The sequence below is a fragment of the Pseudoalteromonas sp. Scap06 genome (genome assembly GCF_013394165.1).
Classification (GTDB): domain Bacteria; phylum Pseudomonadota; class Gammaproteobacteria; order Enterobacterales; family Alteromonadaceae; genus Pseudoalteromonas.
The window spans coordinates 945,952-970,143 of the sequence record NZ_CP041330.1 but is presented as its reverse complement, the minus strand read 5'-3'; the positions used below and the strand labels follow the sequence as shown (position 1 = coordinate 970,143).

Genomic DNA, 24,192 nt, shown 5'->3' with positions numbered 1-24,192 from the left:
ATCATACGTTTTGATTTATAAAGCGCAGCATTTCATCTGCTGCAGAGACCACTTTAGCGTTCATCTCGTAAGCGCGCTGTACGGCAATCATGCTGACCATTTCATCAACAACGCTCACGTTTGAGCCTTCAATAGTAAATTGTTGCAAGCCACCAAAAGCATCTTCACCGGGGATCCCCTCAACAGGTTCACCGGATGCTGCTGTTTCGCGGTACAAATTGCCACCTAAGCTTTGTAGGCCTGCAGGATTTGCAAAGTTAACCGTTAACATTTGACCTAACTCAACCGCTTGCGCATCCTTACCTACTACCGCAGTAACGGTGCCGTCGGTGCCAATACTCACTTTAGTGGTGCCCTCTGGTAGCGCAATATTTTGCGCCAAAGGTAAGCCGTTGCTGTTTACCAGTAATGACTCAGAGTTAAGCTGAAACTGGCCGTTACGAGTAAACAATAACTCGCCATCAGGACTTTCAATTTGAAAGAAACCTTGCCCAGCAATGGCTACATCTAATTGATTGCTGGTTGTTTCAAAGCTACCTTCGGTAAATTGCTTTTGCGTACCGTTAATACGAACACCGGTTCCGACCTGAATCCCAGATGGCAGCTGATTAAGCTCATCTACCTGCGCGCCAGGCTGTTTTTGTACTTGGTAAAATAAATCTTCAAATACCGCTCTGTCCTTTTTAAAACCGGCAGTGCTTACGTTCGCTAGGTTATTAGATATTGTTGTCATTCTTAAATCTTGCGCTGCAAGACCGGTTTTACTCACCCATAATGCTGAATTCATGTTTGGCTTCCTGTTTATCCACGTCCGCTGATGAGTTTATTACCGCTGGTCGCTAATTCGTCAGCAGACTTCATCATTTTTACATTCATCTCAAATTGGCGGCTAATATTCATGGTTTTGATCATTTCAGCCACGGCATTCACATTAGAACCTTCTAAAGCACCGGTTCTTACTGTAATTGTTTCGTCGGCTTCAAGCGGCTGTAAATCGTTAGCTCTGAGTAAGCCATCAGCACCTTTAATTAAGTTTGCATCGGTACTGGCTAATTTAATTTGCGCATCTTCTGCAATTACACCGCCGCCAATGGGGGTGAGGTTGATCATGCCGTTTGAGCCAATTTCAATATCACCAAACTCAGGAAGTTGAATATCGCCACCGTCACCTTGCACACGTCGGCCATTAACAGTAATAAAGCCGTCGGCATCAACCACTAAATTACCCGCACGGGTATAAGCCGGTTCGCCATTGTCATCCATCACCTCTAGATAACCGCCATTGCTCAGTGCTAAATCAAGATTACGGCCAGTATCCATGATTGGCCCTGACGATAAGTCAGTAGTTACTGGTGTTAGTTGCGCGTGGTAACGAGTACGAAAGCCCTCGCCTTGTACCATCATAGATTGCGCTTGCTCTAAGTCGGCCTTAAAGCCTACGGTGCTAACATTTGCTAAGTTATTTGCAGCAACGCGTAAGGCGGTATTATTAAGTTCAGCACCCGAAACGGCGGTATAAATTAACTTTTCCACGCTCAGCTTCCTTAGGTGTTACTAAATAAAATTTGCATCATTTCATCAGCACTGCTGATGGTTTTAGCATTGGCTTGGTAATTTTGTTGAAATGACATTAAGCCAACCAGCTGTTCACTAATATCAACATTTGAGCCCATAAATGAACCCGACAGTAATTTACCCAGTGAGCCACTTTCTGGCTCGCCATAAAGTGCAGAGCCTGACTCTTCAGTTTGATACCACACGGTATTACTGCCTTGCTCTAAACCATCAACATTCGCAAACGAGGCAAGTACAACCTGACCTTGTAATTTAGATTCACCGTTAGTAAATGTTGCAAATACACGGCCGTCGTCTTCAACTTTTACACCAGAAAACGCCCCTGAGGTATAGCCGTTGGCATCGTTTTCGTTAACACTGAAACTTGAACCAAACTGCGTTGTACCATCGAATTTAAGCGCGATATTTAATGCTGCTGCGCCACTGGTTATTTCTGCATTACCTGGCGTTGAAGTAATAGGCACCTCTAAATCAACCGACGTTAAGTCGCCTGAAAACGGCACCATTTGGCCATCGGTATCAAAGTTAAGTGTAATGGTACCGGCGTTAATTGAACCACTCGCACCATCATCAATAGCTTGAGTACCTGTCGTCGAACCAAGCGCTGAAAGCTGAGCTTGAGTAAGGGGTTTACCATCTAAGAAAAACATCGCTTGCCATTCGTTGCTACCCGTATGGTTAAAATACTGGGTCATTACATGGCTGTTACCTAAGGAGTCGAATACTTCGGTAGATTGAGAAAAGTTATATTGACTACCATCTTTAGGATCAAATACCGCAGGAGCTGTTGGATAAGCAATCACGTCGCTAGAAGAACTTAAGTTACCGTTAAAGTTAATATTGGTACTGGCTTGTGCTTCTATGTTTGAGGCTTCAATTTTTAAATCGGTTAATACACCTGGTACAATTGTCGGATCACCACCATCAACCTGAGACACGCCAAAACCTTGCAGTTTGCCGCCGTTGGCATTAACAATATTTAAGTCGTTATCTAACTGAAACTGGCCTGCTTGGGTGTAAGCTGTTCGGCCGTTTTCTGATATGGCAAAAAAACCTTGGCCATCAATAGCAATATCCAGCGCATTACCGGTGCGCACAATTTCACCACCGGTGACAAAATCTTCTTTAACATTGGCAACTTTAACGCCGCCGCGTTGACTGCCGTTATACACTGCGGCAAATTCTGCGGTGTTATTTTTATAACCAGCAGTACCCGAGTTAGCAATATTATTACTGGTTACTTCTAATCCTGTTTGGGTACTTTTAAGACCACTTAATCCTATATTGAACATAGACATATTATTTATTCCTCTTATTTATGCCACTTGATTAATTTCAGTGATACCAAAATTACCCAAACCATCGACTTGTAATAAAATATCTTCTAACGATTTACCTACAGAAACACGCTCAACCTCACCGCTTAGCCAAGTATCAAGCTGCTTTGGTACCTCTGCTGTAGTGGCATACGCTCTCACTGCATACGCACCGGCTTCTTGGTTTTCAAATTCAAAACGCAGCGAACCGACTCCAGAATAAGGCAGTTGTTTTTCTTCAACTAGCTCACCTTCTTGGTTATAAAGTTGCACAGTGACAGAGTCTGCGGCTTCCCCTAAATTAACCATGCCAGAGACACTGCCATCTTGTTCAAGGGCAATACTGCTTGCTTGTACATCAACCGTTTGGCCAACCATATTAGTGGCTTCAAGCACCGCTAAGCTGCTCACATAATCCAAACCATCGGCGGTGTTTTGGCGAATGCTTTGTAACGACTCAACATTAGAAAACTCCGCAAGCTGGCTCACATATTGAGTGCCGTCCATAGGTTGTAATGGATTTTGATTACTAATTTGCGCAACAAGTAACTCTAAAAACATGGTCGACATTTCATCTGCTGAACTATTACCGGCAATATTCGTGGTGTTTTTTGCCCCGTCGGCTGCGCTTGGAACGGCTGAATTAACTTGCATAATATTATTGTCCTAACTTAAGAATACTTTGCTGCATGCTATTTACACGCCCCATAACTTCAACAGATGTTTGGTAGCTGCGACTTGCAGACATCATATCTGCCATTTCTTCAAGTGCATTTACGTTGGAGTAAAATACATAACCATCGTTGTTAGCAATTGGGTTATTTGGCTCGTAGCGCTGCTCTACCGCACGGTTTGACTCAGTGATCCCTAATACATCAACCGAGGCTGAAATTGATTGGCTGTCTTGTGTTTGTTTGTACAAAGCAGAAAATACTGGTTTAAGTGCCTTGTAAGCGTCGGCTTCTGAACCGGCTGCGGTATCGGCATTGGCTAGGTTAGATGCAATGGTGTCGAGGCGAATAACTTGAGCGCGCATGGCGCTGCCGCTAGCGTCATAAATTGAATTAAAAGACATTATGATTTCCCTGAAATAACTTTATGTAAGCCATTTATTTTCATATTTAAAAAGGTCAAACTGGTTTGAAAATCCATACTGTTGCTGGCAAATTTTGCTTGCTCAATATTTAACTCAACAGTGTTGCCATCACTTGATGGTTGATAAGGAACGCGATATTTAAGTTCATCCGTTTGTACACCAGCAAAATCAACATCTCTGTTTTGCGAAAAACTGGATGAGACACTTTGCATAATTTGACGGTAATCTACATCTCGAGATTTAAACCCAGGCGTGTCAACATTAGCCAAGTTACTGGCAATGACTTCTGCTCTGTCTAACCTTAATTTCATTGAAAAAGGGTGAACACCTAACGCTTTATCAAATAGTTCCATTGTTGCCTCTAATTTTTGTTTCTTGTATGCTTTCGCGCTTCGCATACACTTTCTACCTTGTGTATAACAACCTTTATGCCAACTTTTAAAAGTATACTTTTTCAATGACTTACATAAAAAAAGAGCAAAAAACAGCCCAGCACACGGAAGCTAAACTTCCCCAAGGGAAGCGTTGGTTTTTCCGCTTACTTTTAACTATTGGACTTCTGCCAGCTCATGCTATGGCCATCCCCATTAATTTTGATAAAGAAATTCGGCAGTTTTTGCACAGTGAAATTAAGAGCTATTTGCGCTCAGTTAATTCGCAAAGTCAGCGACAAGATATAGAATTATTTATTCCTAAAGGCAGCGAAAATTTAAGCTGTGATGAATTGCAAATCACTCGCTCACAAAATCACACGCCACCTGCAGGCAGGGTGAGTATTTCTGTATCTTGCCCATCGCCTGCTTGGCGTTTTAGAGCCAGTGCCAAAGTAAGTGTGTGGATAAACCTAGTAGCTGCCAAGCACACTTTAAACCGAGGTAAAGTGCTTAATAAGCAAGACTTAGAATATAAAAGCGTGGATTTAGGTAAGCACCGCCACCAAGGCGAAACCGGTATTGACCAGCTAGTTGGACTTACCGTTAAACGCGAGATTGATAAAGGCACGGTGATCTCCACCCGATACCTAGAAAAGCAGTATTTAATCAATAAAAATGAGCATATTTCACTGCAAATAAATACCGCAACTTTCTCAGCCAATGTTAAAGCCATTGCTCTTGAAGATGGCCAGCTTGGTGAGGTTATTAATGTAAAAAATTTATCATCAAAAAAAGTAGTTCAAGGTAGAGTAATTGCGCAAGGCGTGGCAGAGGCGACATTTTAAAAAATGTCGAAATAAAAGTTAAGTAATGCTTGTACTTGGTCGCTGATATAAACTAAGCAATATAAATTCGATAAACGAATTAGGTAATAAACAATGAATATAAGTGCAATAACAACCACTGCGGTTGATCAAAGCCAAAAAACAAACCAGCGTTCTTCACTGGATGCAAAACCAGAACAACAACCTGTAGCGACTAAACAAGAGCAAGCAAACTCAGTGAGTGCATTAAGTAAATCAATAGACTCAACATTTCAAGATTTAGCTGCAAAGCCAGACGTTGATATGGATAAAGTAGCCATGATGAAAGCGGCAATTGCCAGTGGTGAATTTAAAATTAATATTGATGAAACCGTTAACGCTATGGTTGAACTTCATAAAAAATGAAAACTGTAAAAGAGTATATTGTAAGTCTGCAACAAGACATTACTAAGCTAGGCGCGTTAATTGAATTACTTGAAACGCAATACGAATTGCTAAGCCAACGTAATGTGCAGCTAGAAACACATAATAAAAAAATGCTCGGCTTTTTAGAAAGCTTAAATGAATCGCACAACCAGCGCGATGGCTTTTTGGTGAGTTTAGGCTTACAAGGTGGCAAAGAAGGTTTAGCACAATTAACCGCGCTTCTACCTGTTGATATAAACACCCTTACTACTAAGCTATTGCATCAGCTTGAGCTAAAAACTAAAACCTGCAAAATAATGAATGAACGCTCAGGGCAATTACTCTCAAGCCAGCGTCGGTTGTTACAGCGTTTAACTGGCGGTGAAAACAAACAAGCTTACCCAGAAATGCCTTTATAAATACGTTACATAAAGGCATTTTCTTGTTTAGTCACTTTGCGCTATGTTTTTACTTTACTCCTATTATTACCTTTTAAAACCCTATCTTGAGTCCAAAAATAGTTATTCCGCTAAAACTAAGTATTATTAGCTTTTGTGCAACTTTGCGGCTAATTGTATTTATAATAAGCAAATAGCGGCTAACGTCACCTTTATTAGACTAAAGAATGATTGCTGCTGAATCTGCTGATTTTATGACCTTTTCGCTATTCTGCATGACAAGATCACACTGTAAAAACAGAACAATAAACCACTGAATTTAAAGATCTTTTAAATTTAACAAGCCAGTTACAACACATCCCTTTGCTATTTTTGTTAACACTTACAAAGCGTTAAACTGGGCTATGCACGACCTTTTGCCTAATTACAATCTGTAGCAAGCTGTTTTACCCTGCGCACTCAACGTTCATTTGCTTTGTAAAAGCTGTATTTTTATTTTGAGTTAGCAACAAAGTTGCAGGAGAAGTCATGACCACCAAGCCGCTAGATGATAATTCATCTGATGCTATACCAGGAGCGGATACTCAAACCGTGTCCGATAGCTATGAAAATCTTCATAAACCCAGCTCTGAGTTTGAAAGCCGCGACGCTTATCTAGAGCACGAACTGCAAATTATGCAGCCAAAACGCTGGCGTCCAAATTTACCGTTTAGAGATTATCGCTTTGAATTTGAAGACACCATTCCAGCAATGGCCGCTACTATAGGTAAAGTAGTAATGGTAGCAGCCATTGCTGCCACGTTTGCAGGCCCTTTGGGTTTAAGTGATGGCTTTGTACTTGAAAACGTACGCTACGAACTTTTAATTGTTTCGCTATTTATTTTACTATTTTCTGGCTTTATTTTACCGACCGCTAACTTAGCGGGTACTCATGGCCCACTCATTCCATTAATTCCTATTGTGGTTGCCGCAGGCGGACACCCTATGGCCTTTGGTTTGCTCATAGGAGCCTTTGGATTGATATTAGCATTTAGTAAAGGCGGCAGTCTCATGGCCAAGCTCACCAGTAAAGGAGTGTGTGGTGGCCTACTTCTTTATTTGGGCTTTGTGGGTACCATTTCACAAGTTAAAAAGCTGTTTGCATGGGCTGAAGAAATTCAAATGACCCATATTGCCTTTATCGTAATCTTAGCCACAATTTTACTTTATGCTTTATTGGAGCATTACAAAAAACGCTGGTTAGCCGTGCCACTGAGCTGTTTAATTGGTGGTTTTACTGCTTTTGCATTGGGTGCACCGTTTGAGTTTCATACTGCACCGGGCTTACCAAACATGAACCCTATGTACTGGTGGGGCGAAAACACCGGCTGGATGCTTGGCTTACCAACAGCTGAAAGCTTTGTAGTTGTACTTCCTTTTGCAGTTTTAGCGGTTGCTATGTGGTCTCCTGACTTTTTAGGCCATCAAGTATTTCAAAAAATTAGTTACCCTGAGCGTACTGAAAAAGTACAAATGAATATTGACGATACCATGCTTAGCGCATCAACAAGACAAACCTTTGGCTCGCTTTTAGGCGGTGCTAACTTTGCGTCATCTTGGGGCACTTACATTGTTCCTGCTGCTATTGCAAAACGCCCTATTCCTGCAGGCGCAATTTTAACTGCGTTATTTTGTATTATCGCGGGTGTTTGGGGCTATCCAATGGACTTAGCTATTTGGCAGCCAGTATTGTGTGTTGCATTAATTGTAGGGGTGTTCATTCCACTACTTGAAGCGGGTATGGAAATGACCCGTGAAGGTAAAACCACCCAATCAGCCGCCATTGTGGTGTTTGCATCAAGCCTAGTAAACCCTGCATTTGGTTGGTCATTAACTATGCTACTTGATAACTTGGGCCTTATTGGCTGTAAAGAAAGAAGTGCTGATTTATCGCGAATGAGTCGCTGGGTCATCCCACTTATAATGTTTGTGTTATTAACCGGTGTAATGGCACTGGTAGGTATGCTGCCAGGCATTCCTGCGCTAATGCCAAGCTTTAGACATTAATTCCTTTATTAAACAGCAAAGCGAGCTTTAATAGCTTGCTTTTTTTGTACTTATAAAAAACCAGCACAGTGTTCCTGCAATAATAACCCCTGAAGTGACAGTCCCTGAAATAATTACAAGCCACCCTGCAGAATTTTTATAAAGCTCGCCACCAGAAAAAAACCTTACGCATCAAAAAACCATAACCAATTGATATATATTAAAAACTTAACATTTCACTTTCTGGTATAGGCTTTGCACCTTTATGAGTGAACGTTAAAAATCATTTTATTAGTAACGCTTTTAAAATGAAAAATCATCACTCTTAATAAGGAGCTAATTATGAATAGCGATCGTATCGAAGGAAATTGGAAAGAACTTAAAGGTAAAGCGCAACAAAAATGGGGCGATCTTACCAACGATGATTTAGATAAAATTGAAGGTAGCCGTACCGAGCTTGTTGGTAAAATTCAGCAAAAATACGGTAAATCCAAAGATGAGGCCGAGCGCGAAGTAAATGACTTTGAGAAAGGTCATTAATATAAAGCGTGTTAACAGCTTTACTTGCTAATAAAAAACCGCCAATTGGCGGTTTTTTTGTTGGTAAATAATAAAATCACTAGATTTAACATATTCGGTAATTCTTTGAATTAACCAGCCTGTTTATTATTTGAAATCGACGTCAAAAGTTCAGATATCAGCTGCCTATCTATCTGAGCATTTCTTTCACTCAGTTTATGAATAAACTCTAAAGGTATAAGCCCATGTGATTTTTCTTTAATAGTAATACTCGCGCCTTTATCAATTAAAAGTTGCACTAAACCAAAGTCATTAAGCAAAATAGCCGAGTGTAGAGGTGATAAACCATCTATGTCACTTAACGTATTTACTTTGATTCCTTTAGAAATAAAGTATTCGATATAAGCATCGCGCTTATCTATATCTTTAATCTCAAATAAAAATGCTAGACCAGCGCCTGATTCAAGTGATTCAATATCACTCTTATCGGCTCTATAATTAAGTAAGTAATATTCACAAGCATCACTTGGGATGTAATGAGTATTCTCATCAGTGCTGCAAATAATAACATCTTCAATATCACTATTGATGAGCGAATATAAAGCAACTGTAGAATATCCAACAGATAATAAAAGTAACAAATAAATAGTAAGCTTTTTCACCTCCCCCCCCCCAGATTCCTTAACTATTAGCATCAGTGTATGCAAGCATAACGAAGTAATTATTTACAGAATTAAGCTCAACCTTATTTATTTTGCCAGCGCTAGTTTTACTGCTGCTTCGGCATGTATTTTGGTAGTATCGTAAAGCGGAACCTGCGTATGTTGTGGCTTTACCAACAAGGCGATTTCAGTACAGCCTAAAATGATGGCCTGCGCGCCTTGCTCAAATAATCGCTCTATAATACGCACATAATCGGCTCGCGAATCGTCATCAATAATCCCTTGGCATAACTGCGAATAAATAACCTCGTGCACACGCTTTCGCTCATTAGGCTCAGGTATTAATACCTCAATGTTATGCTTATCGGTTAAACGCTCTTTGTAAAAGTTTTGCTCCATTGTAAATTGCGTTCCCAACAACCCTACTCGCGTAATGTTATCGTGCTTTAGTTGCTCGGCGGTGGCATCGGCTATGTGCAAAATAGGAATGGTAATATTACTGGCAATCTCATCGGCCACTTTATGCATAGTGTTGGTACAAATAAGTAAAAAGTCGGCACCACCAGCCTCAACAGATTTAGCCGCCTTGGTGAGTAACTTAGCTGTTTGTTGCCAATCGCCTTGATGCTGTAGTGCTTCAATTTTTGCAAAATCGACGCTCACCATACAAATTTTGGCTGAATGTAGTCCACCCAATGAGTTTTTAACGCCTTCGTTTAAGGCTTTGTAATAGCTGGTTGTAGACTCCCAACTCATACCTCCGAGCATGCCAATCGTTTTCATAAAATTGCCTTGTTTAAAGTGGTTAAGAGCAGCAAATTGCTAAATAATTTTTTACATTGACAGTAAGCAAAGAAGTAAGATGCAACTCATGCGACTACAGTTATTGTTTTAATATTTATATATAAGATAATTCAATATCTACTTTTACCACATCATTTTTAATAGCCCATTGAAAAGCTTCACTATTTTCAATAAACGCCCTAAGACTATCAACCTCATTTAACGCAGAACACCACTGACTCGTTGTTGAAAGCGCAAATGCAGCCTCGCTTGGTAAAAATTTAAAAGTCGTACTAAGTTGCTGCATAGCATCTGTAGCTTCATCTATGTCGTCTAAATCAGGAATAATTTGGCGTGTAATATCAACAATAAAGTAGTCTTTACTAAGGCTATCTTCCCTGCACTGAAAAAGAAGCATATCGCCGTCATACTCTAAATTAGTATTTTCAATTCGGTAGCTTTCATATAAATCAATAACCAGTTTAATCAACTGTTTAACATTATAGTTTTTATAAAATTCAGATCTTTCAATTTTAAGTTTTATATCTTCTATTTTCATATTTTATATCTAATTCTGTTTAATCATTAGTAACTATGTACTCTTTTCGCTACTGTATTAACCTTTACTTACAGCGCCTTCAAATAACAATTGCTTATCGTTTTTATATACTTCAAGCCAACCAAGTGAAGATGTATCGCAACCAATAATAGTGACATGTAACACGTAACTGTAACGTCCATTTTTAAACGTATAGTGATGATTGCCGCCACTACCCTCAAAGGTAATATCACCATTAATTAAAACGATATCAGGCTTGTCGCTTGGGCTTTTATCAATGCTCCACGACGCATAGCGGAAGTTTCCATCGCCTAAATCATCAATGCGAACACGATAGTTAGCTGTTTTCCAATCAAGTATTGGTTTTTGAAAGGTTTTAATACTTGAATGGAGTGATTGTTTATCTTGAGCGATTAACTTTTCTGCATGTGCTTGCTCAGTGGTATTTTGTGTATTCACAGCAATAACTTTGCCGTCTGTGTCTACCCACATTACGCCGTTATTTAGCATAATGCCGCGCCAACCTACGTTATCCCAATCGGTATTGATATTAGAGCTGCCAATAACGGCAACAAGTTCCTCATCAAACACTTCATCAAAGCGGTTAATAAACTCAGCTTCATTTTTAATATCAGGAAGTGGATACTGCCTTTTTAGAGGGTAGCGAATATGCGCAGCAATCGCAGTTTTATCATGCGTTTTAAAAGCAGCAATAACAGGTAAAACACTCTCGTGATACTTTTGCTCAAGCGCAAATGTGTTCGATGTGAAAAATAGAGATAGGCAAAGTAATATGTAATTTAGATACTTCATTGATAGTCCTTTATTCAAAGTAATAGAATAGATTTATAAAGAGATTAAATGTGTAACTCCTCTTAAGGCTTAGCCTTTACTATTTTTTAAAAAGGCAGCAAATTTGTGAGGCGAACTATCATAAAATAAACGTATTATACTTTCTGTTTCATCTTCATTTTTATCTATAAAGATTTTGAAGGTGTTACGCTTAAAAAAAGGTCCAAGAAAGCGCCTTCGGATGGAAACACTGGTAGAAATGCACCATAAACTTTTTTCTAGGCAACTTATTTGTAATGAAGCCTCATTATCCCCTAAAGCTTGAAAAAATAAAATTTTCATGGCGGATTCTGAATTCTCATTCTCCCAAATAAAACTTTTGAAAAAGGTTATAGCTTCACTAATGTTTGGTTGTAATGGAACATCCTGCTCCGTTTCCTCATCATAATACCCACAAAAAATATTTTCCATTAGATATTTTTTCCTTTTAAGTTATAAATTTCCGATTAAAGAAGCTAAAAGTCACATTAAATAAACCTTATAAACTATACAGTTTATTAATGAATATATAGATTATTAATCCGCATATAAACGAAGCTAGTACATTTGAATAAATTCGAACGTTATAGCTTTTCATAAAGCGCTCTTTTATTAAAGTTATGGGGATCAAAGCTAAGCACAAATAAGCAAACCAAGAGGATACAAATATATCTGCTAATTTAGATTGCATTAAGGGAGCGCTATTGCCATATCTTGCGTTACTTATCGCCTCAAAACTCTCACGATCGAATGCTATGGCAGCTACTGCAAATAAAAAAATTATATGGGTAAATAGTAAAACTAAATTTAAAGTACGTTTTAAGAAGCTAACTTCATAAGTTTTAATAGTCCGCGATCCTTGCATTTAGTTTTTCTACTCTTAAAAATTGATACGATGATAATATTTTTATATGAACTAAACCTGCTTTATGCTTTTGTAAAATTGACATAAGACACCTTACTTTTTTAACCTAAACAAAGCCTGCTACTTCGTTTTTCACAGTGAAAGACTTAAAGTGGAGTCTAGTTTATTTATTCTTGTAGGCACTCTTGTTAGAGGAACAGCTATGTGTTTAATTTATACCAATAGGATAACTAAAAAATTATAGCTAGTCTAAGAATTGCTAATAATGCATATGACGAAAACCGTATAAAGTTTAATCGTAATTTAATTGTATGCCTTATTTAAATGTTGATTAAAGGGAATTTAATGAAACACGAAAGAATAACGTTAAGTGAAAATATAAAGAGTGTATTTTTATTTGTTTTATTCTTTATCATCACCATAGTTTTACCGATTGCGTCATATAATGAATTAGTATTTGTCTTTGAGGCGTTAAATAAGCACCCGCTGATTTTTAATGAGAAAAGTTTTAGTGCGTGTTTAATTTTATATACGCCAGCATTTGCAATGCTTACTCGAATGATATTCTTAAAAGTAAGAAATATTGAAATAAAACCAGAGCTTCTAATTAAATGGTATAAGCTCTGTGGGATTACTTTAATTTTACTATTAATTTCAGTTCCTACTTATACTTACTTTATTGAAAGTAAAATTAAAAGTGAAGGCTATACGGTTTGTAATTCGTATAGCACTTCTAGGAGGGCAGATATTTGGGTTACCTCTCAACACTACTGCATTGAAAAAGGTTACAGAGTCAGCGAAGAAATAACAGATTGGTTAAAACAACAAACGACAGAACCAACACCAGAAGATGTTATAAAAAAAGTAGATGAGCTACTCGCCAATAACCCTTAAAGATTTTTTATGTGTAATTTAAAAAACGAGCCTAAATCGGCTCGTTTTTGTTTTACTGATAGCTGACAGCTAAAAACTGACCGCTTCAACTTTTGACCGCTGCTCTTTTACTCTGGCTCATACCCCAAGTTAGGCGATAACCACCTTTCAGCCTCTGCGATCGTCATATTAGTTCGCTTAGCGTAGTCTTCTACCTGATCCTTTTGCACAGCCGCTACAGCGTAGTATTTCGCTTGTGGGTGTGAGAAGTACCAACCCGACACCGCAGCACCTGGCCACATGGCGTACGAGCTGGTGAGCTGCATACCAATGCGTTTTTCAGTATCGAGTAGTTGCCAAATTTTCTTTTTCTCGGTGTGCTCAGGGCACGCTGGGTAACCAGGCGCTGGGCGAATACCTTGGTAGTTTTCGCGTATTAGCTCATCGTTACCTAGGTTTTCATCCGGTGCATAACCCCAATACTCTTTACGCACCTGCTCGTGCAAGTATTCAGCAAAGGCCTCGGCAAGCCTATCAGCAACCGCTTTTACCATTATTTTATTATAGTCATCTTGCTTGGCATCGAACGCATTGGCGAGGTCGTCTTCTTCTAAACCGCCTGTTACCGCAAACGCACCAAAGTAATCGGGTGTGCCTTTTGGCGCAATGTAATCGGCTAGGCAGTAGTTAGCAAAGTCGGTCTTTTCGGTTTGCTGGCGTAAATGACATGAGGTAGTTAATAGCTCTTTGCGGGTTTCGTCGGTGTAAATTTCTATATCATCGCCCACACGGTTTGCTGGGAATAAACCAATAACACCTAATGGTTGCAAAGTGCCTGACTTTTCAAGCTCATCGAGCATATCGTTGGCGTCTTTAAATAGACTTTGTGCTTGTTCGCCCACTACTTCGTCGGTTATTATGCGCGGATATTTACCGGCGATTGACCAGGTCATAAAGTACGGCGTCCAGTCTATGTATTTGCGTAAAGTCGCGATTGATACATTTTTAAACTCAGTCACGCCCAGCTTTTTAGGCACGGGTGGCGTATAGTTATCCCAATCGAGTTTTGCAGCATTATCGCGGGCGCGCTGTATGGTAACTGGTTTTGAGCGCGGCTTTTTGCGTGCTTGTTGTTCGCGTACTTTGTCGTACTCGGCGCTGGTTTTAGCTAAAAACTCTGCTTTATGCTCTTTTGATAATAAATTAGACACCACACCCACGGCGCGGCTGGCATTATTTACATACACCACGCCTTTGTCGTACTGCGGCTCTATTTTTACTGCGGTATGCGCTTTTGAGGTGGTTGCCCCGCCAATCATTAGCGGCAGCTCAAAGCCACGACGCTTCATTTCTTTGGCAACATGTACCATTTCATCAAGCGATGGGGTAATTAAGCCCGAAAGGCCTATAATATCGGCTTTTTCGTCAATTGCTGTTTGCAGTATTTTATCGGCAGGTACCATTACGCCTAAGTCGATTACTTCGTAGTTATTACATTGCAGTACTACGCCTACAATGTTTTTACCTATATCGTGCACGTCACCTTTTACGGTAGCCATAACAATTTTACCGTTGGTCGCGCCCTCTTCTTTTTCGGCTTCAATGAATGGGTCAAGGTAAGCGACCGCGCGTTTCATTACCCGAGCCGACTTAACCACTTGGGGTAAAAACATTTTACCCGCGCCAAATAAATCCCCAACCACGTTCATGCCGTCCATAAGTGGCCCTTCAATGACGTGAATAGGTTTATCTGCGCCAGCACGGCACTCTTCTGTGTCTTCATCTATAAAGGTGGTTATGCCTTTTACTAGGGCATGCTCTAGGCGTTTTTCAACCGACCAAGTGCGCCATTCTAAATCTTCTACGCGCTCAGCTTGCGCCATGCCTGAATATTTAGGTGCAAGTTCAACAAGGCGCTCACCTGCACCTGGGTCGGTGTTAAGAATTACGTCTTCTACGGCTTTACGAAGTTCTTCGGGGATGTCGTCGTAAACCGCAAGTTGCCCTGCGTTTACTATGCCCATATCCATACCCGCTTTTATCGCATGGTATAAAAATACCGAGTGAATCGCTTCACGTACTGGGTTATTACCTCTAAACGAGAACGATACGTTTGACACCCCACCCGACACTTTACAGTGCGGTAAATTTTGCTTAATACGGCGGGTGCCTTCAATAAATTCTACGGCGTAATTGTCGTGCTCTTCTATGCCGGTGGCAACGGCAAATATGTTGGGGTCGAATATAATGTCTTCTGGCGGAAAACCAATTTCGTCAACCAAAATACGGTAGCTGCGCTCACAAATTTCAAACTTACGATCGGCGGTATCGGCTTGGCCGTCGGTATCAAACGCCATCACAACAGCGGCGGCGCCAAAGCGTTTTATAATTTTAGCTTGGCGAATAAACGGCTCTTCACCCTCTTTAAGTGAAATGGAGTTAACAATGGCCTTGCCTTGAATACACTTTAAGCCTGCTTCGATGACTTCCCACTTTGAGGAGTCGACCATAATAGGTACTTTAGAAATATCAGGCTCTGAGGCAATTAAGTTTAAAAACTTCACCATGGCCGCTTTTGAGTCCAGCATGGCTTCGTCCATGTTGATATCAATAACCTGGGCGCCATTTTCTACTTGTTCGCGGGCCACATTAAGGGCGGTCTCGTAGTCTTCTTCCATGATCAAACGTTTAAACATGGCCGAGCCAGTTACGTTAGTACGCTCGCCGACATTGGTAAATACTGCAATTTGTTGGGTCATTGGCGGCTCCTTAATTTAAGTTACAGGCTTCTAGGCCTGACAGACGCATGCGCACTTCAAGCTCTGGTAATTTTCGTGGTGCTGCGCCTTCAAGCCCTTTGGCAAAGGCACGAATGTGCGCAGGCGTAGTGCCGCAGCAACCGCCAACAATATTAATAAAGCCCGATTTACCCCAATCTATAATCTCTTTTGCCATGTCATCTGCTTCTAAATCGTATTCTCCAAACTCATTAGGTAAGCCCGCATTAGGGTGAACAGAGACAAAGGTTTCGCACACGCGTGATAGCTCTTCAACGTATTGGCGCAGTAAATCTGGCCCAAGAGCGCAATTTAAGCCAATTGAAAGCGGCTTAATATGGCGAATAGAGTTATAAAATGCTTCGGTGGTTTGCCCTGAAAGCGTGCGGCCTGAGGCGTCGGTGATAGTGCCTGATATCATCACTGGTAATGTACGCCCTGCTTGTTCAAACGCCTCTTCTACCGCGAATGAGGCGGCTTTTGCATTTAGGGTGTCAAATATGGTTTCGATAAGTATTAAATCAGCGCCGCCTTCCATTAATGCAAGAGTAGACTCCACATACGCAGTCACTAACTTATCAAAGGTGATATTACGATAGCCAGGGTCGTTTACATCCGGCGATAACGAACAGGTTTTAGATGTTGGCCCTAACACACCCGCTACATAGCGCGGTTTTTCTGGGGTTTTAGCGCTAAATTCATCACATACAGTACGGGCTAACTTAGCTGACTCTAAATTAACTTCACGGCTTATGCTCGCCATGTCGTAATCTTCCATCGAAATAGTGGTCGAGTTAAAGGTGTTGGTTTCGATAATATCGGCACCGGCGGCTAAAAAGCTGCGGTGTATATCAGTAATTATTTCAGGCTTGGTTAGGCTTAATAAATCGTTATTACCTTTAATAAGCACGTGCCAATCTTTAAAACGTTCACCACGGTAGTCTTGCTCTTCAAGCTTATGCGCTTGGATCATGGTTCCCATTGCACCATCTAAAATTAAAATACGCTGTTTGAGCGCAGCGCTTAGCTGTTCATGCTTATTGTTTTGAGGATTATTCGGCATAGTTGTTAGTCCTTACGTCTTGGCTAACTAAGTTAATATCATAGGGTGTGGTTTGGTAAACGTAATAATTTAACCAGTTTGAAAACAGTAAAAACGCGTGGCTTTGCCATGTTTTAGACGGTTGTTTGCTGGCATCGTCATCAGGAAAATAGTTTTCAGGCTTTGGCGCATCGGGACTTTTTTGTAAATCGCGCTCATATTCGGCTTTTAAACTGTCGGCATCGTATTCGGGGTGGCCGGTAATAAACACTTGGCTGCCCGATTTATTTTTAAGCAAATACGCCCCTACTCGTTCAGAGCCCGCTAATACCACCAGCTCTTCACAGGCGTTTATTTTATTAATATCTATGTGGCCATAGCGTGAGTGGGGTACTAAAAAGGTATCGTCAAAGCCGCGGGTAAGTGCACCATGGGCAAAGTAACATTGATGGGTAAACACCCCGCAGAGTTTATTGTCTTTTAAATCGCGCTTTAAATTATAACGGTGGTATAAGGCCGCGTGGGCAGCCCAGCACGAAAACAAGGTAGAAGTTACATGTTGCTCGGCCCAATCAATAATTACTTTGAGCTCTTCCCAATACGCTACTTCTTCATACTCTAGATGTGCGAGCGGTGCACCGGTAATTAACAGTGCATCGTAGTTGTTGTTTTTTACTTCTGAGAAATAACGATAAAAAGTATCTAAGTGTTGCTCTGAGTTGCTACTACTGCGGTGCGTATCAAGGCGCAATAGCTCAACATTTACTTGCAGCGGAGAGTTAGCCAACAAGCGAATAAACTGTACTTCGGTTTCTACTTTATTAGGCATCAGATTAAGAATAGCCAAACGCATAGGGCGTATTTCTTGGGTTTTTGCACGCGTTTTTGGCATTACAAACACGTTTTCATGACGTAAACGTGCAATAGCTGGCAATTCGTCTTCTACTGTAATTGGCATTCTTAAAGCTCCTGCTCATAAAAACCGAGAGTTAATACGCTCTCATTATGAACAGAATGCCAAAAATATCAACCTCTAGATGTATGGATGTCTAAATGAAATTTAGGATAGTAAACGAAATTTATAGAAGCACTTAGAATTATTAAGTAATATTTTTTGAGTTGCGCTACCAGAGTCAGTAGCGCATGCGGTTTTAAAAACGATAATTTATAGAAAAGTTAAGAGCATAGATATTACCTTGAATTGCATCAAAATACTGGTATTCTGCAATTGCCTGCCAGCGTTGGCTTAACATGTAATCAACCCCCGCCCCAAATGTTTTGCCATCCTTATCGTAATTTTCCTCTGTAATGAGAAACTGATTTGTGTTTGAGCCAATAACTTCTTTTGCAAAACGGCTGTAGTCATCGTTATAGCTCAACTTATTTCTAGCGTATCCCGCAAATAAAAATACACCAACTCGGGAAGAAACTGGGTAATTAGCTTTTAAAAATATGCTTGTTTGTAATTGTAAGCCGGAACCAACTTGAGTATGTACAGGTTCGGAAGTAATTTTTCCTGTCAATGGTTCTTGAGTATAAACATCCCCATTTAATGGCGTTGGCTCCTCATTTAAACCAATACCCAAACGCCCTTCTAGTGCAAAATATGGTGAAAACTGATAACCTACTTGAGTATAAAACGTTGTAAACTGCAGGCTATCCCCTTCATAAACATCGAATTCGGTAGAGCCTAAGCCGAACCCTTGATAAGGTCCATTCACTCGCATTATCTCAGCGTTACTCGCAACTGAGTACCCTCCCAAAATTATTGCGCTTAGGGATACAAGCCATTTTAATTTCATAATTATTCCTTTAGTTTAGTATCTGGTGATGTTTTAAATACCTTTTATAAACGCCTAAACGCTCAATATAAAAATTCAAGTTGTGTTACGACAAAAGTGAAACCAAATTACAGCTCTAAAATTAAGATGTGCGCTTTTAAGAAAACGCAAATCAAGTTAGACTTAAACTTATTCATTATATTTTTCTTCTAAACAACTGTTAACACTATGCAGTTATTTAAATACCCATACAATTGATCAATACAATATAAAACAATTTACTACACTTTCTTACAGCCTACTTATTTTTGAAAAGCTACGCCATTCGTTGACTGTTTCACCTGTGAGCCACTACAATACAGCATTGAAATTTTTATTATTATTTGAAGGCTTCTTCCATGGTTTTACCTGATAAGTTTATATTCTCGATGAGTCGAGTATCTAAGGTTGTGCCACCAAAACGCACTATCTTAAAAGATATTTCGTTGCATTTTTTCCCAGGCGCAAAAATTGGTGTGCTAGGTTTAAATGGTTCTGGTAAATCATCACTACTTCGCATTATGGCGGGTGTTGATGAAGAGTTTGAAGGTGAAGCTCGCCCTCAACCAGGCACTAAAATTGGTTACTTACCGCAAGAGCCTGTTTTAGACGAAAGCAAAACAGTTCGTGAAATTGTTGAAGAAGCTGTAGGTGAAGTAAAACATGCCCTTAACCGCCTTGACGAAGTGTATAACGAATACGCAATGGAAGGTGCTGACTTTGACGCACTGGCTAAAGAGCAAGGTGAATTAGAAGCGGTTATTCAAGCCCACGATGGTCATAATATCGATAACGTTTTAGAGCGTGCTGCCGATGCACTTCGTTTACCTGAGTGGGATGCTAAAATTGAGCACCTATCGGGTGGTGAGCGCCGTCGTGTTGCTATTTGTCGTTTGTTACTTGAAAAACCAGACATGCTGATTCTCGATGAACCAACTAACCACTTAGATGCTGAGTCGGTTGCATGGTTAGAGCGCTTCTTACATGACTACGAAGGCACTGTTGTGGCAGTAACGCATGACCGTTACTTCCTTGATAATGTAGCAGGTTGGATTTTAGAGCTTGACCGTGGTGAAGGTATTCCGTGGGAAGGTAACTACTCTTCTTGGCTTGAGCAAAAAGATGCCCGCTTACAACAAGAGCAAAAATCTGAAAAAGCACGTCAAAAATCAATTGCACAAGAACTTGAGTGGGTGCGTTCAAACCCTAAAGGTCGTCAAGCTAAGTCAAAAGCACGTATGGCGCAGTTTAGCGAGCTACAACAGTCTGATTACCAAAAACGTAACGAAACCAACGAATTATTTATTCCACCTGGGCCTCGTTTAGGTGACCAAGTATTAGAAGTAAACAACTTACATAAAAGCTTTGGCGACCGCGTTTTAATTGATGACTTAAGCTTTAGCATGCCTAAGGGCGCTATTGTGGGTATTATTGGTGCCAATGGTGCAGGTAAATCAACGCTATTTAAAATGTTAAGCGGTGAAGAACAGCCAGATAGCGGTAATATCAGCATTGGTGAAACAGTGGAACTGGCAACAGTTGATCAGTTCCGTGGCAACATGGACGAAAGCAAAACAGTATTCCAAGAAATCTCTGACGGCCAAGATGTACTAAAAATTGGTAACTTTGAGTTCCCAAGCCGTGCTTACGTTAGCCGTTTTAACTTTAAAGGCAACGATCAGCAAAAGTTTGTTAAAGACTTATCTGGTGGTGAGCGCAACCGTTTACACCTAGCTAAACTGTTAAAAGCAGGCGGCAACGTAGTGCTTCTGGATGAGCCAACTAATGACTTGGACGTTGAAACATTACGTGCTCTTGAGAATGCTATTTTAGAATTCCCAGGTTGTGTAATGTGTATATCGCATGACCGTTGGTTCCTTGACCGTATTGCTACACACATTTTAGATTACCGCGACGAAGGCCAAATTAACTTCTTTGATGGTAACTACACTGAATACGAAGAGTGGCTTAAAAAGACTCTTGGAGCAGAAGCTGCACAGCCTAAGCGCATAAAGTATAAAAAAATTGGCTAACAGCCACAGTGAATAAGTTAAAAGCCCTGCATTTAATGCGGGGCTTTTTTATACGAGCTATTTTTATCTTTAAGCAAATTGGCGTGTTGGGCATTACCAGCTATGCTTATTATAAATAACAGCTTTATAAGATTATTATGCAAAACCGTCGGCAATTTTCTCGTATTATGTTCTCTACTGCAGCGCAATTAGTTATGGCTAGCAGCCAGTATGAATGCACTCTATTAGATATCTCTTTACATGGTGCGCTTATTACTAAAAGCGATACATTTACTGGGAACAAAAATGACGAAGCAGTACTACGTTTTACTTTGCCACAAAGCGATATTGAAATAAAAATGCCGGTGGTTATTCGTCACATAGAAGAAAATCATATTGGTCTTAAATGCCACAGTATTGATATAGACAGTATCACGCATTTAAAGCGTTTAGTTGAGCTAAACCTTGCCGATGAAACATTATTACACCGCGAGCTTGAAACGCTTATTCACCAAACATAAATAGACGCACTGCGTGAAGTTGATTACCATAACCAAAAATAATTAAACGACGCAGATATGAGTTTGAACCCCAATCTACCTTTAGTTTATCATCCTAACTACTCGTTTAGTTTTGATCCCAAGCATCGCTTTGTAATGAGTAAATTTGCTCAGCTACACCAGCATGTTAAAACCCTTGGACTTGCTGGCAGTAATATCACAGAACCACCACATGGTAGTGTAGAAGAGCTAGAAATAGTACATTGTGAAAACTACATTCACGATTTATGGCATAACCGCCTAGATGAAAAAGCCATGCGCCGTATTGGCTTGCCTTGGTCACAAGCACTAATGAACCGCACATTTACCGCTCCGTTGGGAACACTGCAAACCGCGCGTTTAGCACTTGAAACTGGACTTGCGTGCCACTTAGCAGGCGGCACTCATCATGCCCACAGTGATTTTGGCTCGGGTTTTTGTATGGTTAACGATTTAGCTTTTACCGCACAAACGTTAATTCAAAACCGGGAAGTTACCAACGTACTGATTTTTGATTTAGATGTTCACCAAGGCGATGGCACCGCAGCTATGCTGGCTCATCAACCATATGCGTTTACCTGTTCAATACACTGTGAAAAAAACTTCCCATTTAGAAAGTCCCCTAGCGATTTAGATATTGGTTTAGCTAATAATATGCAAGACGCTGAATATTTAGGTATTGTTGACGATACACTGCAATTTTTATTAAACGAGCTTAACCCGGATCTTGTTTTATACGATGCTGGCGTTGATATTTGGCAAGAGGATGGCTTAGGCAAACTGGATATTAGTTGGCAAGGGATAGAAAAGCGCGATCACTTAGTGCTTAAACGCTGCCTTGCAAATAATACTCCTGTTGCCACTGTGATTGGTGGAGGCTATGACAGAGATCATCAGCGCCTAGCAAAGCGCCATGGCATTGTTATAGAGCAAGCGGCTAGTTTTTAATTATATTTTTAACTGACTTGGCGTAATGCCGGTCCAACGCTTAAATGCTCGGCGAAAGTTAGGAATATCATAAAATGCAAGCCGATCAGCCACTCGTTCATTACCTTGCTGGCACACCCCCAGTAAATGCAGAGCTTTAAGTTTATTTTGCTCATCTTGTAATTGAGAGTAACTGACACCGTGTTGTTTTAACTTACGTTTAAACGTAGCAGAGCTCATGGCAAAATGCTCAGCACTGTTAGCAAGGCTGTTGTTTTTATCACGGTAAATGCGCTGGCACACAGCCTCAACAAAAGACTGTGATACATTCTTATGTAACTCACTTTGCGCTATGCACTGCAGCCACCTAAGCTGACTAGCCTCTGGGTTTGTGCACTTAAGTAGTTGTTTATTAAAATGCCAACGGGTATAGGGTTGTTCAAACCGTATTCGTAAGCCTAAGTGCTGCTCATATTCTTGAATATGCCGAGGGCGTTTACAGGTAAAGTCAAAATAACAATGTGGATACACATTACATACTCGTTTTAGTAAGCTCATTAACGCAGCGCTGTATATTTCAAAACAATAATTTTTTAATGACTCGTCAATACCGATACTCGGTTGCAAGTACAGATATAAATCGTCTTTAAATATATGCCTACGGGTAAATAATAAAGGGGCAATAACGGTACTAATTTGTTGTAATTGCTTCAAAGCCATACCTAAACTGGGGCTTAAACGCACACTTTGCACTGCTGGGCTAACGTCATTAACCAATTGATGACCCAGTAAAAAGCCACTATCATTACTCTTCATTAAGGCTTTAAACTGGCTAATTAAAGCCAATAACTGCGATAAACTAAAGCGCTGTGATAGATCATATAAATCTTGCTCAAAAATACCCGTACCACGCAGCAATTTATGCAGCGGGATCCCTCGCCCTTGAGCAAGTTCCACCAGCGCAGTGATCATTCCCTCCGCGCTGAGGTATTTATCATCTAGGCTAATATACTGCTGCACCTACAAGCGCCTTTTCTTGTTGTAATTGTTGATGTAACAGGCTGGTTTGCTGCACTGGATCTTGCGCTAAATCCATTGCCATGGTGGCGGTTAAAATATGCTGAAACTGTGCGCCTTTGCTTTTTGCGACTTTAAACGCACAATGGTTAAGCGCCGCTTTCATTTGCGCTAGTAATTCTTTGGCTTGGCTTTGGCTGGTATTCGGCATAAGCACAATAAAGCAATCGCCAGCATAGCGACAAAGCACATCATTTAACCGGCAATTCATTACTAATAAATCACTAATCTCTCTTAGTAACCTATCACCTTCACTAAAACCAAACTGCGCATTAAACTTTGCAAAATCACGAATATCAATAACACCTAAAGTGCCGCCTTGTTGCTCTGTTTGTTGTTGCTGCATGAGTGAATGTAAGTAGTTAACTCGGTATAACCCTGTTACCGGACAGACTTTTTCATGCTCTCGAAGATGCGCTTCACGACGACGCAATTGACGATTTAAAACAAATTGCTCTTGATGCCAATAATAAAGCCCTGCGCTGGTAAGCGACATACCAAACGGCGCTGGTAGTGACTCAAACCAGGTGAGCCATAATTGTGAAGGTTGTTTTAACCACTCATCAAGTAAATCGAGTGTGGCTGAGAACATAAACAAACCTAAACCTAATACTAATAAGGTAGTTACTTTGCCTGACGGGCGTGAAATTAGTAACGCAACTATCCAGCTGAGGGTCATCAACACTATACCGCCCTCACCAACAATATCGAGCCACGCAATTTCTTGCCATTGCTTAAGTTCGCCAAAGTAAGCGCATATTGCTACAGCAATAACCAATAATAAAATTATGGTGTTGGTTAATTTTGCATGGCTGGTAAATGGGTTATATCGCATTGTTTAAGTCTTCTAAGATTTACACTATTACGTATGCTAGCGCGGTACTGATTTATTA

26 protein-coding genes are annotated in these 24,192 nt (G+C 40.4%); 9 read left to right on the top strand and 17 right to left on the bottom strand.

Annotated features, from left to right (window positions below; translation table 11 throughout):
• Nucleotide 1 precedes the first annotated feature (1 nt).
• Genes flgG through flgB form a run of 6 tightly spaced genes read right to left on the bottom strand, consistent with a single transcriptional unit; the run spans nucleotide 2 to nucleotide 4,385 of the window.
• Nucleotides 2–787: a flagellar basal-body rod protein FlgG gene (flgG, locus tag FLM47_RS04440; RefSeq protein WP_010391154.1), complete on the bottom strand. Its 786-nt coding sequence runs from the start codon at nucleotides 785–787 to the stop codon at nucleotides 2–4.
• 14 nt (nucleotides 788–801) lie between these two features.
• Entirely contained in the window at nucleotides 802–1,533 is a 732-nt protein-coding gene (locus FLM47_RS04435) for a flagellar basal body rod protein FlgF (RefSeq protein ID WP_010391152.1), read from the bottom strand.
• 11 nt (nucleotides 1,534–1,544) lie between these two features.
• Nucleotides 1,545–2,873 (bottom strand): flagellar hook protein FlgE, encoded by a 1,329-nt coding sequence (locus FLM47_RS04430; protein WP_178955406.1) that lies wholly within the window; start codon nucleotides 2,871–2,873, stop codon nucleotides 1,545–1,547.
• 18 nt (nucleotides 2,874–2,891) lie between these two features.
• A complete protein-coding gene (locus tag FLM47_RS04425) occupies nucleotides 2,892–3,545 on the bottom strand; it encodes a flagellar hook assembly protein FlgD (protein WP_178955404.1) in 654 nt (217 codons plus the stop codon).
• Nucleotides 3,546–3,549: 4 nt separating this feature from the next.
• Nucleotides 3,550–3,966, bottom strand: coding sequence for a flagellar basal body rod protein FlgC (gene flgC / locus FLM47_RS04420; RefSeq protein WP_010391144.1), 417 nt, complete (start codon nucleotides 3,964–3,966; stop codon nucleotides 3,550–3,552).
• Nucleotides 3,966–4,385 (bottom strand): flagellar basal body rod protein FlgB, encoded by a 420-nt coding sequence (gene flgB, locus FLM47_RS04415; RefSeq protein ID WP_010391142.1) that lies wholly within the window; start codon nucleotides 4,383–4,385, stop codon nucleotides 3,966–3,968. The genes flgC and flgB overlap by 1 nt, the downstream gene beginning before the upstream one ends.
• Nucleotides 4,386–4,444: 59 nt before the next feature.
• Here flgB and flgA point away from each other — a divergent pair, with 59 nt between their 5' ends.
• The 5 genes from flgA to FLM47_RS04390 all read left to right on the top strand — a co-directional run bounded on the left by flgA (nucleotide 4,445) and on the right by FLM47_RS04390 (nucleotide 8,553).
• On the top strand, nucleotides 4,445–5,206 hold the full coding sequence (gene flgA / locus FLM47_RS04410; protein ID WP_178955402.1) for a flagellar basal body P-ring formation chaperone FlgA: 762 nt from the start codon (nucleotides 4,445–4,447) through the stop codon (nucleotides 5,204–5,206).
• A gap of 93 nt (nucleotides 5,207–5,299) precedes the next feature.
• Nucleotides 5,300–5,590, top strand: coding sequence for a flagellar biosynthesis anti-sigma factor FlgM (gene flgM, locus FLM47_RS04405; RefSeq protein WP_010391138.1), 291 nt, complete (start codon nucleotides 5,300–5,302; stop codon nucleotides 5,588–5,590).
• The gene (gene flgN / locus FLM47_RS04400; RefSeq protein WP_178955400.1) at nucleotides 5,587–6,009 is read left to right on the top strand and encodes a flagellar export chaperone FlgN; all 423 of its coding nucleotides are present in this window, start codon (nucleotides 5,587–5,589) and stop codon (nucleotides 6,007–6,009) included. Before flgM ends, flgN begins: the two co-directional genes overlap by 4 nt.
• Nucleotides 6,010–6,516: 507 nt before the next feature.
• Nucleotides 6,517–8,034 (top strand): DUF3360 family protein, encoded by a 1,518-nt coding sequence (locus FLM47_RS04395; protein WP_008464416.1) that lies wholly within the window; start codon nucleotides 6,517–6,519, stop codon nucleotides 8,032–8,034.
• A 321-nt stretch (nucleotides 8,035–8,355) separates the two neighbouring features.
• Nucleotides 8,356–8,553, top strand: coding sequence for a CsbD family protein (locus FLM47_RS04390; protein ID WP_008111942.1), 198 nt, complete (start codon nucleotides 8,356–8,358; stop codon nucleotides 8,551–8,553).
• A 110-nt stretch (nucleotides 8,554–8,663) separates the two neighbouring features.
• Here the strand turns inward: FLM47_RS04390 and FLM47_RS04385 are convergent, their stop codons facing one another.
• From FLM47_RS04385 to FLM47_RS04365, 5 genes are all read right to left on the bottom strand, one after another.
• On the bottom strand, nucleotides 8,664–9,194 hold the full coding sequence (locus tag FLM47_RS04385) for an ankyrin repeat domain-containing protein (protein ID WP_178955398.1): 531 nt from the start codon (nucleotides 9,192–9,194) through the stop codon (nucleotides 8,664–8,666).
• Between the two features lie 87 nt (nucleotides 9,195–9,281).
• Nucleotides 9,282–9,977 carry an aspartate/glutamate racemase family protein gene (locus FLM47_RS04380; protein ID WP_178955396.1) on the bottom strand — a complete coding sequence of 232 codons (696 nt, stop codon included), beginning with the start codon at nucleotides 9,975–9,977 and terminating at the stop codon, nucleotides 9,282–9,284.
• 115 nt (nucleotides 9,978–10,092) lie between these two features.
• Nucleotides 10,093–10,536, bottom strand: a complete 444-nt coding sequence (locus tag FLM47_RS04375) for a hypothetical protein (RefSeq protein ID WP_178955394.1) — start codon at nucleotides 10,534–10,536, stop codon at nucleotides 10,093–10,095.
• 57 nt (nucleotides 10,537–10,593) lie between these two features.
• Entirely contained in the window at nucleotides 10,594–11,349 is a 756-nt protein-coding gene (locus FLM47_RS04370) for a hypothetical protein (protein ID WP_178955392.1), read from the bottom strand.
• A gap of 69 nt (nucleotides 11,350–11,418) precedes the next feature.
• Nucleotides 11,419–11,799, bottom strand: coding sequence for a hypothetical protein (locus FLM47_RS04365; protein WP_178955390.1), 381 nt, complete (start codon nucleotides 11,797–11,799; stop codon nucleotides 11,419–11,421).
• 778 nt (nucleotides 11,800–12,577) lie between these two features.
• Between FLM47_RS04365 and FLM47_RS04360 the strand changes: the two genes are divergently transcribed.
• Nucleotides 12,578–13,126, top strand: a complete 549-nt coding sequence (locus tag FLM47_RS04360; RefSeq protein ID WP_178955388.1) for a hypothetical protein — start codon at nucleotides 12,578–12,580, stop codon at nucleotides 13,124–13,126.
• A gap of 107 nt (nucleotides 13,127–13,233) precedes the next feature.
• On the opposite strand, the gene metH is transcribed toward FLM47_RS04360, so the two are convergent.
• From metH to FLM47_RS04340, 4 genes are all read right to left on the bottom strand, one after another.
• Nucleotides 13,234–15,864, bottom strand: a complete 2,631-nt coding sequence (gene metH, locus FLM47_RS04355) for a methionine synthase (RefSeq protein WP_178955386.1) — start codon at nucleotides 15,862–15,864, stop codon at nucleotides 13,234–13,236.
• Nucleotides 15,865–15,874: 10 nt separating this feature from the next.
• Entirely contained in the window at nucleotides 15,875–16,945 is a 1,071-nt protein-coding gene (locus FLM47_RS04350; protein WP_178955385.1) for a homocysteine S-methyltransferase family protein, read from the bottom strand.
• A complete protein-coding gene (gene metA / locus FLM47_RS04345) occupies nucleotides 16,935–17,882 on the bottom strand; it encodes a homoserine O-succinyltransferase (protein ID WP_008111930.1) in 948 nt (315 codons plus the stop codon). The genes FLM47_RS04350 and metA overlap by 11 nt, the downstream gene beginning before the upstream one ends.
• Nucleotides 17,883–18,075: 193 nt before the next feature.
• Complete coding sequence (locus FLM47_RS04340; RefSeq protein ID WP_178955383.1) at nucleotides 18,076–18,726, bottom strand: outer membrane beta-barrel protein; 651 nt, start codon at nucleotides 18,724–18,726, stop codon at nucleotides 18,076–18,078.
• Nucleotides 18,727–19,103: 377 nt separating this feature from the next.
• Between FLM47_RS04340 and ettA the strand changes: the two genes are divergently transcribed.
• The 3 genes from ettA to FLM47_RS04325 all read left to right on the top strand — a co-directional run bounded on the left by ettA (nucleotide 19,104) and on the right by FLM47_RS04325 (nucleotide 22,243).
• A complete protein-coding gene (gene ettA, locus FLM47_RS04335; RefSeq protein WP_178955381.1) occupies nucleotides 19,104–20,777 on the top strand; it encodes an energy-dependent translational throttle protein EttA in 1,674 nt (557 codons plus the stop codon).
• A gap of 137 nt (nucleotides 20,778–20,914) precedes the next feature.
• Nucleotides 20,915–21,277 carry a PilZ domain-containing protein gene (locus FLM47_RS04330; RefSeq protein WP_054202042.1) on the top strand — a complete coding sequence of 121 codons (363 nt, stop codon included), beginning with the start codon at nucleotides 20,915–20,917 and terminating at the stop codon, nucleotides 21,275–21,277.
• A gap of 57 nt (nucleotides 21,278–21,334) precedes the next feature.
• The gene (locus FLM47_RS04325; RefSeq protein ID WP_178955379.1) at nucleotides 21,335–22,243 is read left to right on the top strand and encodes a histone deacetylase; all 909 of its coding nucleotides are present in this window, start codon (nucleotides 21,335–21,337) and stop codon (nucleotides 22,241–22,243) included.
• On the opposite strand, the gene FLM47_RS04320 is transcribed toward FLM47_RS04325, so the two are convergent.
• Nucleotides 22,244–23,242: an AraC family transcriptional regulator ligand-binding domain-containing protein gene (locus FLM47_RS04320; RefSeq protein WP_178955377.1), complete on the bottom strand. Its 999-nt coding sequence runs from the start codon at nucleotides 23,240–23,242 to the stop codon at nucleotides 22,244–22,246. It lies immediately after the preceding gene.
• Complete coding sequence (locus tag FLM47_RS04315) at nucleotides 23,226–24,134, bottom strand: GGDEF domain-containing protein (RefSeq protein ID WP_109875604.1); 909 nt, start codon at nucleotides 24,132–24,134, stop codon at nucleotides 23,226–23,228. Before FLM47_RS04315 ends, FLM47_RS04320 begins: the two co-directional genes overlap by 17 nt.
• Between the last annotated feature and the right edge of the window lie 58 nt (nucleotides 24,135–24,192).

What these genes read in the sequence shown, in the direction of transcription:
- flgB (WP_010391142.1), bottom strand. Translation starts at nt 4,385, where the DNA reads ATGCGAAGCGCGAAAGCATACAAGAAACAAAAATTAGAGGCAACAATG.
- FLM47_RS04395 (WP_008464416.1), top strand. Translation starts at nt 6,517, where the DNA reads ATGACCACCAAGCCGCTAGATGATAATTCATCTGATGCTATACCAGGA.
- metH (WP_178955386.1), bottom strand. Translation starts at nt 15,864, where the DNA reads ATGACCCAACAAATTGCAGTATTTACCAATGTCGGCGAGCGTACTAAC.
- FLM47_RS04350 (WP_178955385.1), bottom strand. Translation starts at nt 16,945, where the DNA reads ATGCCGAATAATCCTCAAAACAATAAGCATGAACAGCTAAGCGCTGCG.
- flgN (WP_178955400.1), top strand. Translation starts at nt 5,587, where the DNA reads ATGAAAACTGTAAAAGAGTATATTGTAAGTCTGCAACAAGACATTACT.
- flgC (WP_010391144.1), bottom strand. Translation starts at nt 3,966, where the DNA reads ATGTCTTTTAATTCAATTTATGACGCTAGCGGCAGCGCCATGCGCGCT.
- FLM47_RS04340 (WP_178955383.1), bottom strand. Translation starts at nt 18,726, where the DNA reads ATGAAATTAAAATGGCTTGTATCCCTAAGCGCAATAATTTTGGGAGGG.
- FLM47_RS04370 (WP_178955392.1), bottom strand. Translation starts at nt 11,349, where the DNA reads ATGAAGTATCTAAATTACATATTACTTTGCCTATCTCTATTTTTCACA.
- FLM47_RS04325 (WP_178955379.1), top strand. Translation starts at nt 21,335, where the DNA reads ATGAGTTTGAACCCCAATCTACCTTTAGTTTATCATCCTAACTACTCG.
- FLM47_RS04315 (WP_109875604.1), bottom strand. Translation starts at nt 24,134, where the DNA reads ATGCGATATAACCCATTTACCAGCCATGCAAAATTAACCAACACCATA.
- FLM47_RS04425 (WP_178955404.1), bottom strand. Translation starts at nt 3,545, where the DNA reads ATGCAAGTTAATTCAGCCGTTCCAAGCGCAGCCGACGGGGCAAAAAAC.
- FLM47_RS04365 (WP_178955390.1), bottom strand. Translation starts at nt 11,799, where the DNA reads ATGGAAAATATTTTTTGTGGGTATTATGATGAGGAAACGGAGCAGGAT.
- FLM47_RS04375 (WP_178955394.1), bottom strand. Translation starts at nt 10,536, where the DNA reads ATGAAAATAGAAGATATAAAACTTAAAATTGAAAGATCTGAATTTTAT.
- FLM47_RS04390 (WP_008111942.1), top strand. Translation starts at nt 8,356, where the DNA reads ATGAATAGCGATCGTATCGAAGGAAATTGGAAAGAACTTAAAGGTAAA.
- FLM47_RS04330 (WP_054202042.1), top strand. Translation starts at nt 20,915, where the DNA reads ATGCAAAACCGTCGGCAATTTTCTCGTATTATGTTCTCTACTGCAGCG.
- ettA (WP_178955381.1), top strand. Translation starts at nt 19,104, where the DNA reads ATGGTTTTACCTGATAAGTTTATATTCTCGATGAGTCGAGTATCTAAG.
- flgG (WP_010391154.1), bottom strand. Translation starts at nt 787, where the DNA reads ATGAATTCAGCATTATGGGTGAGTAAAACCGGTCTTGCAGCGCAAGAT.
- flgA (WP_178955402.1), top strand. Translation starts at nt 4,445, where the DNA reads ATGACTTACATAAAAAAAGAGCAAAAAACAGCCCAGCACACGGAAGCT.
- flgM (WP_010391138.1), top strand. Translation starts at nt 5,300, where the DNA reads ATGAATATAAGTGCAATAACAACCACTGCGGTTGATCAAAGCCAAAAA.
- FLM47_RS04380 (WP_178955396.1), bottom strand. Translation starts at nt 9,977, where the DNA reads ATGAAAACGATTGGCATGCTCGGAGGTATGAGTTGGGAGTCTACAACC.
- FLM47_RS04360 (WP_178955388.1), top strand. Translation starts at nt 12,578, where the DNA reads ATGAAACACGAAAGAATAACGTTAAGTGAAAATATAAAGAGTGTATTT.
- metA (WP_008111930.1), bottom strand. Translation starts at nt 17,882, where the DNA reads ATGCCAATTACAGTAGAAGACGAATTGCCAGCTATTGCACGTTTACGT.
- FLM47_RS04430 (WP_178955406.1), bottom strand. Translation starts at nt 2,873, where the DNA reads ATGTCTATGTTCAATATAGGATTAAGTGGTCTTAAAAGTACCCAAACA.